The sequence below is a fragment of the Pontibacillus chungwhensis BH030062 genome (genome assembly GCF_000770675.1).
GTDB classification, from domain to species: Bacteria; Bacillota; Bacilli; order Bacillales; family BH030062; genus Pontibacillus; species Pontibacillus chungwhensis.
Genome location: NZ_AVBG01000008.1, coordinates 68,773 through 81,500 on the forward strand (window position 1 = coordinate 68,773; position 12,728 = coordinate 81,500).

Genomic DNA, 12,728 nt, shown 5'->3' on the forward strand with positions numbered 1-12,728 from the left:
TCAGATAATGAAACAAATTGCCGGAAAGGAAGCTGATCGCTCATGTCTCAACATGATTCATACTTAGACGAATGTCACCTCTTCATCTTCGACCTAGACGGAACCCTTTATGAAGACACAAAACATTTTGATCATTTTGCTTATAAGTTAAAGGATAAATTACCAAAAGAAGAACACGAGTCTTTTTTAAGAGACTTTACACAAGTAAAAGAAGGCCTTCACCCCCTCACCATCGGAAAAGTCTATGACACGAAAGAAGATCTATTCTGGACGTGGGACCCATTTACCGAAAAGATCAGCAACCCTGAATCATGGAACGGTGAACAAGTAGAGCGCTCCTCAAATGAACCATTACCCGCCTCTACATTTGATTTTGACCGATGGATTGCAATCGGAGATGGCTGGTGGCCCCCATATGTACTCGCTCGTCATTATGGGTTACCGATGAGTGAATGTCACAAAGCTTATGATGAAACAAAAGTCGACATGTCATCTCAAAAAGGGTGGCTAACAGAGACACCTGGATTACGTTCTTTCTTGGAGAAAATAAAAAAAGAGAAAACGATCGTTCTTATGACTAATAGCGAGGCTACAGATGTAGATCGTTTACTAAAGGAACTGAACCTCCAGAATCTATTCCATGACAGGATCACATCAGCTACAAAACCCGTTCAAACGAGTGAACACTTCCATGAGCTATTAAAACGGTACAAAGTTAAGCCAGAAGAAGCCGTCTCTATTGGCGATAATTTCATGAACGAAATCGCCCCGGCTCTTCAATTCGGCATGCACGCCATCTGGCTCACTCCTGATGAGCCAAATATGGAACACGATAAGCTCCATCCTGTTCGTTCGTTAACAGACATTCTTTAAATTAAGCTCTGTTACTGTTTATTGTTGCATTCATTTAATCCATATAACCCCCCTTCTTGAAGTTGAGATATTTCAGCAGGAAGGGGCCGTTACGTTTAAGAGTGCTTGGGCTTGCTCGGGGACAACTCGCTTTCCTGCGGGGAGCTGGGAAGCCTCCTCATTCGCTTCGCTCTCTGCGGGGTCTTCCCTAGGCTCCTTTTCCCGCGGGAGTCTCGCAGTCCCCGAGCAAGCCCTGTCTTTAAGGTGGGTGAACGGCCCCGCAATTCGCATCAGTAGGTCTGTTGTTACCCTATACGGCATGCTTTCGTTCCTCCTTGTATGGTAAAGGTGGGCCTGGAAACTGCGAGACTCCCGTGGGCAGAAGAGCCTATCTAGTTCCCCACAGGAAAGCGAGTGGTTTCCAGGGCCACCTTACGCTCAACTAGAGTTAACGGAAACATTCTCTCAGCTTCAAATGCAGAAAAATAGAGAAAAAGATCCTCTAATAGGGTCCTTTTCTCTATTTTTCCCACATTGTAAAATGCATGTAACATTCTTGTTAGAATTGCAATCACATTGTTGTCATTCTGTTGTTGGGCTTTTCCCATTAGGTTGTTATAGTAGTCCATAGAGTTAATTCGTTACTCAATAAACCGCGAATTTCAACAGCTCATGGCTATTGTAATTCCCAGGAGGTCAACAAAATGAAAAAACTATTTCTATCCCTAGCTGCTGTAGCAACGATTTCTACAACAACAGCGATCACAGCAAGCGCAGAAGAAGTAGACGTCAAGAGCGGCGACACATTATGGGGAATCTCTCAGGATTACGATGTGTCCGTTGAACAAATAAAGCAAGAAAATAACCTAACATCTAACTTAATCTTCCCGAACCAAAAACTAACAGTAAACCGCAACGGAGACAGTGAAGTTGCTCAAACAGCAACAGCTGACAGTGATGTGTATACAATTCAACCTGGCGATACACTGTTCGCTATTGGTCAACAATATAATGTAAGTGTGAATGAGTTAAAACATTGGAATAGCTTAAGTTCAAATACGATTTATTCAGGAGATACCCTGAATGTAAACGGATCAAACGTAGCTACAAAAGAAAAATCAACTGTTGCAAGCACACAACCTGCTGAACCTAAAACAGAAGAAAAACAAGTTCAAACACAACAACAAGAACAAAAGACGATTACAATGGAATCAACAGCCTATACAGCGAATTGCGTTGGGTGCTCAGGTATTACAAGAACGGGCATCAACCTTCTTGAAAACCCAGATCGCAAAGTAATCGCAGTTGATCCTAATGTAATTCCACTAGGCACTGAAGTATATGTAGAAGGATACGGAAAAGCAGTAGCAGGAGACATCGGTGGCGACATCCAAGGAAACAGAATCGACGTCTTCATCCCTTCTCAATCAGAAGCCCTAAACTGGGGTCGTAAATCAGTAGATGTAACAATCTTAGACTAATTCCTTCCCTTAAAAAATGATACAAGCCCAAAGCTGAAAGCAGCTTTGGGCTTTTTTATGCTCTACTCATACCATTTAACTTTCCATATAAGCCCCCTTATATGGAAGAAGAAATGAAGTTGAGATATTTCTATTTTGCGAAAGATAAGGGCGTTTCCGTCAGGGCAGGCTTCTGGCAACGGAGCTATCCTGCCCAGTGACTTAGCTTCGATTTTTAGGATTACTGAAGCTCTCTGACTAAAATAAAAACACCACTGCGCACTCTTCAAAAGAGAACACAGTGGTGTTATTTATTAGTCTTGAACAACCTTAAGACCATTCAAATTCACAAAAAACCTGTATATTCCATTGGCAACACAAAGCTCAAGAAACGGGCCGTTAGTCAAAATATAGCCCTAACACTCATTAAACATAACGACCAAAGGCTTCAGATTATAAACCAAAACGACTGCGAATTTTACCGCTATACCTCTTATAAGCTCCCGATTCTTTCATCTTCCGTTTTTCCATTAACGTTTGAAAATGAATCTGCTTTTCGTTTAACTCTTTTTGATAAGCAAGTCGTTCTTCCTCATCTGTACAAAGGGCCACAAGTTCTTCGATGCGAATCATTTCCTTCTTCACTTCCATCTCTTCAGGAAGCATATTCGCATTCTTAAGAATCGTATAACTCGCCCTAAGGTCTTCAGGAACAGCTTGAATCTCTGATAAATCGAGCGGTTTCCCTTTACCAGGGAGGTCTTTAAACGCACCTTCACGCTCAGCTTGTTTAATCTTCTCCTCAGCCATCATCGTTACATAATCCAAGTGACTGAACCTCCTTTATGAGAACTCCTCGTTACGTTACAAAAATTGTAACATACCGTTTAGGACGTTTCGACACCGGAAAGTTAGGCTACATAATTAGGACGAAGACGATTGGGGGCAGGAATATTGGTTACATTAAGCAATGAATATTTAAAAGACATAATAACCGAATATACACCTTATACCACTCAGGGAGAAGTCGTTCAAAGCCTCCCTTGTGTGAGTGAACTAAATCAAAACGACATCGGAATAGCTGTGATTGATTTAGATCAGAATATCTACACAGCAGGTACTACGGATCTCTCTTTTTCTTTACAAAGTGCTTCTAAAGTTGTCAGTCTTATGATTGCACTAGAAGACCTCGGGGAAGAAAAAGTCTTCCAAACCGTTGGGATGGAGCCAATGGGTGATTTCTTCAATACCATTAGTCATTTGGAAGCTGATGATGTACATAGACCGTTTAATCCAATGGTTAACGCAGGGGCCATTGCCATTTGCTCTCTAATCAAAGGATCTTCAGTAGAGGAGCGTTTTGAGCGGATTATGACGATGTTAAAGAGCGTCCTCGGTCACGATGACATTCACATGAATGAAGATGTCTATAAAGCTGAAAGACGTAAAGGAGATCGGAATCGCGCTCTTGCTTACTATATGAGCAGTACAGGTTCTGTGGCTCTTGATCCTGAGGAGGCGCTCGATTTGTATTTCAGGATTAATTCCATACAGTTTCAGGTACGGGACTTAGCCTTACTCGGTTTGTTTTTTGCAAACGGCGGCAAAACGATTGAAGGAGGAGAACAACTTCTACATCCCGATCATTTAACAACGATTGAAGCCATTATGATGACATCTGGCATGTATAACGAATCAGGTCGCTTTGCTGTAAATGTTGGGTTCCCATGTAAAAGCGGAATCAGCGGCGGGATTTTCGGAGCAGTTCCAGGGCGTTATGGAATAGGCGTTATCGGACCAGCTATTAACCCTAAAGGTAACAGTGTAGCTGGTAGTAAAATCCTTGAACGTCTCTCGAAGGATCTCGGTTTAAACATCTTTCATCCTGAAGCTAAAGAGTAAAAGGTCATTAAACGAAAGACGCCTTTGGGGCAAAACCCAAAGGCGTCTTTTAGATGATTCTATTTCTTATAGCTTCCAATGAGAAACATTTAACGTCAGCTCGCCTGAAGAAGCAAAATAAACGGAACGATTCTCTTGCTCAGGATAGTAACGAGCTGTGAAGACTTCTTCTCCGCCATTAACAAACATCTCTACAGAAGATGTATCTACGAATAAACGAAGATCTTCTAATTCACCAATTTTGCACGTTCTTGATTCCATTCTACGATCTTCAAATCGTTTACGCTCAAGGGTTAATTCACCACTTGGCTTGTGATACACAACGCGCGCATTGTTTCGTAGCGTTAGCTCGAACACATCTGCCTTGTTGTGTTCAAACCCAAGCTGAAGTTCAAAGGCATCCCCTTCGATTCCTTCAATCGTTGTTTCTACCCCGTTTAATTCCACGCGTTCGTAAGAGATTTCTTCTTTTCGAAGCTTCTCTAACTCCGCCACAGGCTTTTGGATCAACTTGTCCCCATCAAGCGTTAACTCTCTTGGGAGAGTAAGCGTATGAATCCATTTATGCTTAATCGTTGGATGGTGTTCTTCGTCCTGGTCAGGTACACCCATCCAGCCAACTAAAATGCGACGCCCTTGATCATCTAGAGTGGTTTGAGGAGCGTAGAATTCAAACCCTTGATCCAGTTCTTTAAATGAACCATGCTTAAGCTTCCCTGTTTCATAATTCATATCGCCCACAAAGTAACCAGATTGGTAGACATTTTGATAATGGTTGCCTTCTACTTCTAACCCTTGAGGAGATACAACTAAGATGTGGTTATCCTGAAGTTCGAACAAATCTGGACATTCCCACATAAAGCCGAAATCATCCAGTTGATCCGTATGTGCACCAGTTACAACGCCCATGTGCTCCCAATCACTAAGGTCAGATGAACGGAACAAAGCAACACGCCCTTGTAGATCGTGATTCTGTGTACCAACAACCATATACCAATACTCACCATGCTTCCATACTTTTGGATCTCGGAAGTGGGCGGTATATTCTTCAGGTAATTCTAATACGACACCTTGCTTCTCAAAATGAATCCCGTCTTCTGACGTTGCTAACACTTGATAGCTTTCACGGTTGCCTTCTTCATCTTTTACATTCCCCGTATAGAACAAGTTCATCAATCCGTTCGCTTCAACAGCACTTCCGGAATAACAACCATTCTTCTCAAACCATTCGGAAGGGGTTAGAGCGATCGGTTCTGCCTGCCAATTTACTAGATCATCGGATGTATAATGTCCCCAATATTTTGCACCGTGTCCTGTTTTAAATGGCATCCACTGATAAAACATATGGTAGGTGCCATTGTATTGGATAAAACCATTTGGATCGTTTAACAAACCTACAGGTGGCTGGATATGAAACCGAAGGCGATGAGGATCGGCTTCTACTTGATCACGAAATTTCTCGATTTCTGCATAAGCCTCTTGGCGAAGCTGATTATCTCTATGAGACACAAAAGTCCCTCCTTAGGAAGATAAATGTTGTTTAACTTGTTCAATGGTTGGTAAAGCTGTCATAGCACCTTTAGTCGAGGCTGCGAGGGCACCCGATACGCTGGCCATCTTCGCCATCTCTACAGCTTGTTCAATAGTTAGCTCTTTCATAGAAACATCCGTTTCATTAATTGCATAAAGGATCCCTGACACGAAGGCATCTCCAGCACCAGTTGTATCAACCGCATTTACTTTCATAGCGTCCACTTTAGCGATCTCTCCATTGGTAACCACGTAACTACCTTCTCCACCAAGTGTTACAAGCATAAACGGAATATCGTGCTTCTCGTTCACTTGCTTGATCCCAGCTTCAATGTCTTTCTCACATGTAATGAATTCAAGTTCTTCTTCTGAAACTTTCAGTACATCTACCTGGTCAAGCATAGAAACAATTGCTTCTTTCGCCTGGTCTTCAGACGACCACAAGCTCATACGCAGGTTTGGATCAAAGGATACAATCATGCCTTTTTCACGAGCTACCTGCACGGCGTGCTTCGTTGCTTGCTTAGCAGGTTCATTAATCATCGAAATCGTTCCGAAGTGAAGAACGCGATGTTCATCAAATAAAGATTCTTCTACATCATCTACGTGAAGCATCTGATCCGCACTTGGATTAATGAAGAATTCAAAACTACGCTCTCCATTAGCTGCAAGAGATACAAACACGACACCTGTTCGTACGTCTTGAGTAAAGGTCATGCCATCTGTTTTCACACCATAAGAAGTAAGAGTATCTTTCAGAAAGTGACCTAACGAGTCATCCCCTACCTTACCTAAAAATGTTGATTTCGCTCCTAAACGCGCCAAACCTACTGCAACGTTAGCCGGGGCGCCACCTGGGCTTTTCTGATATTCAATGTTCTCACTTGTTAGTGGGATAAAGTCGATTAGTGCTTCTCCCAAACTAATAATTCCTTTTGTCATGGTTCTATCTCCCTTCACAAGTTCCATACTTAAAGATTACCAAAAACGAACTCTTATGTCCTACATGAATAAAAGAAGTCAGGCAACCGGGCCTGACTTCTTGTTCATTTGTTCTATTTTTTCTCTTCTTTCCAGCCGAGCAGTAATGTTGCTAGGAAAGCACCACCGATTGCAATAACAAGACCTATACAATAGTTCAGTGTGTCTGAACCTGTTGTTAAAGCAATCATTGGCAGACCTGTTAATCCAATACCGTTTGCAATTACACCGGTGAAAGTAACGTAGAAGCCACCCAGAGCACCACCGATCATCGCACCGATAAATGGTCGACGGTGTTTTAAGTTAACACCGAAAATAACAGGCTCTGTTACACCAAGGAATGCAGATACAGCACCTGGAAGTGCAATTTCTTTTGTTTTTTTGTTCTTTGTTCTGAAGAATACAGCTAGACCAGCCCCACCTTGAGCTACGTTTGCCATCGCCCAGATTGGTAGAAGGTAGTTACCTGCTTTGGTTAAAAGCTCTGCTTCAATCGCGTGGAAGCTGTGGTGTACACCAGTTAGTACAATTAGAGAGTACGTACCACCAAATACTAGACCAGCTGCTCCTTGAGCTGTACCATAAACAGCATCTAGAGCAGTCGTAATTCCAGAACCAAGTAGGCGTCCTGCTGGTCCAACGATAAGCAATGCTGCAAAACCAGTTAGAATAACCGTTAAGAATGGTGTAACAAGTAAGTCAACAACTCCTGGAACCACTTTGCGGATATTCTTTTCTAGTACACTCATGATATATACAGTTAATAATACCGGGATTACGGTTCCTTGATACCCTAACATTTCAATGGAAAAGCCGAAGAAATCCATCGTAGGAATATCAGCTGTTCCTGAATTCCAAGCGTTCAATAAGGCTGGGTGCGTCATAATACCACCAATAACAGCACCTAGATATGGGGTGGCCCCAAACTCCCTCGCTGCACTAAAACCAATTAGAATCGGTAAGATAATAAAGGCTGCAGAAGAGAACATATCTAACATAGTGAAGACCGCGCCATCTGGATCTCCCCACTCATAAGCCTTCATTAAACCAAGAAGACCCATTAACATACCACTGGCTACAATCGCCGGGATGATTGGGACGAAGATATTTGAAAGCATACGAGCGAAACGAGCAAATGGATTCATGTTTTGCTTAGCTGCCTCTTTATGATCGACACCTTCTTTTTGCTCACCTTGCTCAATGCCTAATTCTTTTGCAAATGGTTGGAACACTTTGTTGACGATTCCTGTACCGAATATAATTTGATATTGACCTGAGCTTGAGAAGGCCCCTTTAACCCCATCAAGATCTTCAATGGCAGATTGGTCAACTTGGCTTTCGTCACTAATCACCAAGCGAAGACGTGTTGCACAGTGAGTCGCGCTAACCACGTTATCCTTTCCACCTAACAACGGAACTAACTTCTCTGCTATATCTTTGTAGTTCATGTTGCTTTCCTCCCTTTTCAATATAGGTTAACCAAACCGTTTCTAAAATATAAAAAAGGCAAGACCTAAACCATCTACAAAGGGTACACTTGTCCCTTGTAAACACTTTAGGTCTTGCCTGCCAAAACAGTAACAATCCTGCTTTATTAGTTTGTATCACCATTGTAGTGTAAGCGTTGTCCAGATGCAATACTTTTATCTTAAAAATCCTTTCCAGTCTAGGTACGTTCTAGTACTCGCTGGATGTGAAGAGCAATATAGCCGATTTCGGAATCAGGGAATGTGATTTCATACTCTTTTTTAATAAATTTGGCCATCTTCTGAGACAACACAAAAGCCCCTTCATACTTTGTTCGAATGAGATCAAGCATATCCGGGTCCATATCGTGAAATGGTTCACCTGTTTCTATACGATTTAAAGCGAAGTGAAGATGCGTTACCATGCGCTGGTGAGAAATCCCTTCAGGATCTACACTTGAGCCTGACTCTTCTTCTAATACACCGATCATTTCATTAATCATCGTTGTATGCTTCATCGTATTCTCCATCGTACTTGCTCCAAGCTTTGCCGTATGAATGTGCAAGGCAATATGGGCTGCTTCATCCTCAGGAATCGGAACCCCTGTCCTCTTCTCAATCAAGTCAATTGCCCACAAACCTATTGAGAATTCTTGAGCATAAAGGGTTTTAATTTCTGTAATAAGCTTGTTCTGAATTCGGAAGCCTTGTCTTAAACGCTCTACTGCGAAGGAGATATGATCGGTTAGAGAGATGTGAATATGGTTACTAAGCGGTACTTTCAAAAAGCCCTCCGCATAGCTGATAATCTCTTCTGCTAATTCTATAACGTCTTCAGGCAGCGTTTTCAACAGTTCCTGGAATTTCTTATTCCCTTCAGACATCACGAAGATCTTCTCAATCTTTGATTGGCTAATCACATCATTCTTGGATTTTTGGAAGGCAATCCCTGCTCCCATGACAATCTTTTCCTGTTCATCTTCTTTAACGACTACCGCATTATTATTTAGGATTTTGTTAATTTTCATATCGCCGCCACCTCCTATACGTTTCTTAAAAATAAAAGGTTGTGTTTATCATGGCAGTTTTCCATGATAAACACAACTTTTGTTGGAGCAAATGACGGCTAGTGTATTATTTTACGGTTACTTTTAGTAGTTCAGTTTCACCTTTTGTTGCTTCACCGCTATTTAAGCGCTCCATATTCTCAACTTCATCACTGTTTGTGATGATCACTGGTGTAATAGTGCTCTTAGCTTTTTCTTTTACTTTATCCATATCGAACGTAATTAGAGAGTCACCTGGCTTCACTTTATCCCCAACTTCTACGTGACCTTCGAAACCGTCACCTTCCATGCTAACAGTCTCAAGACCAATGTGAATAAGTACTTCTAGTCCACCTTCTGTCTTGATGCCAATTGCGTGCTTGGTTGGGAATAATTGAACAATTTCACCAGCGATTGGTGCTACAACGTTACCATCAGCAGGTTCAATTGCCAGTCCTTCACCCATCATTTTTTGAGAGAAAACAGGGTCTGGTACTTCTTCAAGGTCTAGCACCTTACCGTTTAGTGGAGCTACTAGTACTTCTTCTGATACTTTGTCTTTTTTACCGAATAATTTCTTTAACATATTAGGTCACCCTTTTTCAGAATATTTTATGAAATTAAAAAGACCTAAAACGGGTAGAGGCTATCTACGTTTTAGGTCTTGCCTGATCGAGTCAGTCACAATCCAAGTTATATGTTTACTTTTAAGAGTAAACGGATCCATATGGATTGTCAAGAAGTTGTAACGTAGTTTACCTTATACAATGAATATACCCGATCCACATGTGATTAACCATTTTCTTTTTTATAGTAACCCATCGCATCAAAGTCTGAATTGCTAATCGGGACGTGCACCATATCAATCGAGCGTTGTTCTTTAGGTTTTGATAACTCCATATAAACGTGTTTAGATAAACCAAGCCCTGCTTCTTCAGCTTCAACAATCGTTTGAGCGTAGAACACTTTCTCTATGCCGGCGAAATACATAGCTGTTAAACACATTGGACAAGGCTCGCCACTTGCGTACATCACACAACCTTTAAGATCTGTTTGTCCCAACTTCTCTTGCGCCCTACGTATAGCTTCCATTTCCGCATGTGCACTAACATCGTACCTTTGGTGTGTACGATTTACATCTTCCGCTACAATTTCATTCCCTTTTACAAGAACTGCCCCGAACGGCGTTCCACCTTCGCTCACGTTCTGAACTGCTAACTCTAAAGCTCTTGTTATAGGATCCATATCTACGCCTCCTTTTCCCTTTTCATATTATGTACCCGTTCTTTCTCTATTAAAGTATCCTGATTGGCACAAAAAATGCTCCAGGCATAATAACCTGGAGCACGAAGAGATCTTACTTTCCAATAAATTGTTGTGTCCATACATTACCGTTCTCAACGAAACCAACACCAATGTGTGTATAGTTTTCGTTTAGGATATTTGCACGATGACCTTCACTATTCATCCAAGCATCCACCACTTCTTGAGGGGTTTGTTGCCCTTTAGCAATGTTTTCACCTGCTGTGCGATATTCAATACCAAATTGTTTCATCATATCAAATGGAGAACCGTACGTTGGACTATCATGAGAGAAGTAGCCATTTTGGGCCATATCTTGAGACTTTTTCTCGGCTACATTACTCAACTCTTTATCAATCTCAAGCGGTTCTAAGCCCTGTGCTGCACGCTCTTCGTTTGTCAGTTCAACCACTTTCTGCTCAAACTGACTGAGTGCATTTGCTTGTTGTTGCTCCTGTTGCTTTTGAGTTTGGGTAGGCTCTTGTTGTTGCGGAGCCGGTGCTTGCTGTTTAGCAGGTGCAGGTGTTGCTTCCTCTTGTTGCTCAGGCTTCTCTTGTTGAGGTTTTTCTATTGGTTGTTCATTTGTTTGATTCCATTTTATTTCATAGTTTGATAGAAAATCGTTCATCCATTGATTTACTTGTTCTTGGCTGACTTGTTGTCCACTTTCTAATTGGAACGTCTTCGTCTTAAATGAATCTTGAGACTGTGCATGTGCGTCAGATTGCATCACGCCTCCTGCCATAAGAGATGCTGCAAGAGCAGTAGTAATCGTAACTTTCTTAAACATGTAATCTCCTCCTGTAGAGTTCTTGTTTGGAACACATTCATCATACCACCGGATTTTATGTAATATTTTTGGTATAGATTTACACGAGAGGATATCGAAACGAATTTCTATTATCGAAAAAGGACTCAATTATTGATATTCCGAACTAAAATACAGATAGAAACGGGCTTCAAATCCATTCCATATATAACCTATAATAGTATAATTTTTAAAGGAATTGCTATTGACGTCTATAAAAGAAAGCCTCCCTTGTAACATTAAGGGAGGCTTTGTAAACTTGTTGTTACATTATTTCTGTTGTTCTTCTGAGATCCATTGCTTGGCCCAGTTCGCAAGATAGTCATAGTTCCAAACGTCTGACGGATAGTCTATAAACATCTCTTCTCCGTCTTCATACAGTTCTTGAAGAACCTCATTTAATGAACCCATATAAAAGTCATAAAGGAATTCATAACTAATCGTTTCCTTTGGCATATAGTTATCCGCACAAACCTGTGGATCTGCATAGTTCACATACGTTCGGCACGGGATTGGCCTGATTTCATAAGCCATACACATGTTACTCTCTGTATCTAACATTGGACAAGGAACCTGTGAAGCAATGTATTTCTTCTTAAACTCAGGGTCATTCTCGTGATCAATGGACGTAACATGTTCAATTTCTTCCTTATAATTAGCCTGCCACTTTTTCAAATGATCCATAATACGCTGCTTACGATCCGCTGGCCAATGATCAATGATCCGCTTCATTGTTTTTGCTTCAAGTTCGGTAATAATAATTGGGAAGTAACAACAAAACGCACATCCCATAAAACAAGAAGCTTTAACATCCATGAATTGTTCCATGTTGCTCATTTCTTCATTAACTTGTTGAAGAAATTGCTGAAACCCATCCATTATAATCTCATCAGCCGACCGTTCACTCGCCAATAGCTGATCCGTAATCGAAGCAAAATATCTATCATTTAACTCGTACTGTTCATTTAACGATTCAATACGTTTTAAAATGTCTTCATATGACAAATAGTGCTGTGATGTCACACCTTACACCCTTTCCTAAACCTTACCTACTCACAATAGTTTAACATCAGCTCTTACATTTGTACTAGTTTAAAGGGGAATTCAAACACCCTGAAACACCATCCATATTTTGTAACCTCCTTTAAAAAGGGAGAAGGCGCCCCAAAGACAAACTTCCCTCAATAAACGGAACGTCCTCAACCAAGTCCCAGCTTCAAGCCTTTCACATATATGGAGGATATATGAAACGAATAAAAACAAGAGTAAACATAAACACGACCAAAAAAATAAAGGGATACCCTTTCACTAGCTTGGGAAAGATGGTACAATGACAACGATGATTAATGCTCTTTATTAAATGCTATAGAAGAAAGGATGT

At 41.2% G+C, this 12,728-nt stretch carries 12 protein-coding genes; 3 read left to right on the forward strand and 9 right to left on the reverse strand.

Annotated elements, in window-relative coordinates; translation table 11 throughout:
- The first annotated feature begins 42 nt into the window (after nucleotides 1-42).
- On the forward strand, nucleotides 43-873 hold the full coding sequence (locus N780_RS11445) for an HAD family hydrolase (protein WP_036784008.1): 831 nt from the start codon (nucleotides 43-45) through the stop codon (nucleotides 871-873).
- A 683-nt stretch (nucleotides 874-1,556) separates the two neighbouring features.
- On the forward strand, nucleotides 1,557-2,333 hold the full coding sequence (locus N780_RS11460) for a 3D domain-containing protein (RefSeq protein ID WP_036784015.1): 777 nt from the start codon (nucleotides 1,557-1,559) through the stop codon (nucleotides 2,331-2,333).
- A 432-nt stretch (nucleotides 2,334-2,765) separates the two neighbouring features.
- Here the strand turns inward: N780_RS11460 and N780_RS11465 are convergent, their stop codons facing one another.
- Nucleotides 2,766-3,140 carry a DnaJ family domain-containing protein gene (locus tag N780_RS11465; protein WP_438942504.1) on the reverse strand — a complete coding sequence of 125 codons (375 nt, stop codon included), beginning with the start codon at nucleotides 3,138-3,140 and terminating at the stop codon, nucleotides 2,766-2,768.
- Between the two features lie 126 nt (nucleotides 3,141-3,266).
- Between N780_RS11465 and glsA the strand changes: the two genes are divergently transcribed.
- Nucleotides 3,267-4,214 carry a glutaminase A gene (glsA, locus tag N780_RS11470; RefSeq protein ID WP_036784019.1) on the forward strand — a complete coding sequence of 316 codons (948 nt, stop codon included), beginning with the start codon at nucleotides 3,267-3,269 and terminating at the stop codon, nucleotides 4,212-4,214.
- Between the two features lie 66 nt (nucleotides 4,215-4,280).
- Here the strand turns inward: glsA and N780_RS11475 are convergent, their stop codons facing one another.
- The 8 genes from N780_RS11475 to N780_RS11510 all read right to left on the reverse strand — a co-directional run bounded on the left by N780_RS11475 (nucleotide 4,281) and on the right by N780_RS11510 (nucleotide 12,370).
- On the reverse strand, nucleotides 4,281-5,723 hold the full coding sequence (locus N780_RS11475; protein ID WP_036784021.1) for a glycoside hydrolase family 32 protein: 1,443 nt from the start codon (nucleotides 5,721-5,723) through the stop codon (nucleotides 4,281-4,283).
- Between the two features lie 12 nt (nucleotides 5,724-5,735).
- Nucleotides 5,736-6,686, reverse strand: coding sequence for a carbohydrate kinase family protein (locus tag N780_RS11480; protein ID WP_036784024.1), 951 nt, complete (start codon nucleotides 6,684-6,686; stop codon nucleotides 5,736-5,738).
- 113 nt (nucleotides 6,687-6,799) lie between these two features.
- Nucleotides 6,800-8,173, reverse strand: a complete 1,374-nt coding sequence (locus tag N780_RS11485) for a sucrose-specific PTS transporter subunit IIBC (protein ID WP_036784027.1) — start codon at nucleotides 8,171-8,173, stop codon at nucleotides 6,800-6,802.
- A 218-nt stretch (nucleotides 8,174-8,391) separates the two neighbouring features.
- Complete coding sequence (locus tag N780_RS11490) at nucleotides 8,392-9,219, reverse strand: PRD domain-containing protein (RefSeq protein ID WP_036784030.1); 828 nt, start codon at nucleotides 9,217-9,219, stop codon at nucleotides 8,392-8,394.
- A gap of 106 nt (nucleotides 9,220-9,325) precedes the next feature.
- Nucleotides 9,326-9,823, reverse strand: coding sequence for a PTS sugar transporter subunit IIA (locus tag N780_RS11495; RefSeq protein ID WP_036784033.1), 498 nt, complete (start codon nucleotides 9,821-9,823; stop codon nucleotides 9,326-9,328).
- A 206-nt stretch (nucleotides 9,824-10,029) separates the two neighbouring features.
- On the reverse strand, nucleotides 10,030-10,482 hold the full coding sequence (locus tag N780_RS11500; protein WP_036784036.1) for a nucleoside deaminase: 453 nt from the start codon (nucleotides 10,480-10,482) through the stop codon (nucleotides 10,030-10,032).
- Between the two features lie 112 nt (nucleotides 10,483-10,594).
- A complete protein-coding gene (locus N780_RS11505) occupies nucleotides 10,595-11,329 on the reverse strand; it encodes a CAP domain-containing protein (protein WP_036784039.1) in 735 nt (244 codons plus the stop codon).
- Between the two features lie 288 nt (nucleotides 11,330-11,617).
- Nucleotides 11,618-12,370, reverse strand: a complete 753-nt coding sequence (locus tag N780_RS11510) for a YkgJ family cysteine cluster protein (protein ID WP_036784042.1) — start codon at nucleotides 12,368-12,370, stop codon at nucleotides 11,618-11,620.
- Between the last annotated feature and the right edge of the window lie 358 nt (nucleotides 12,371-12,728).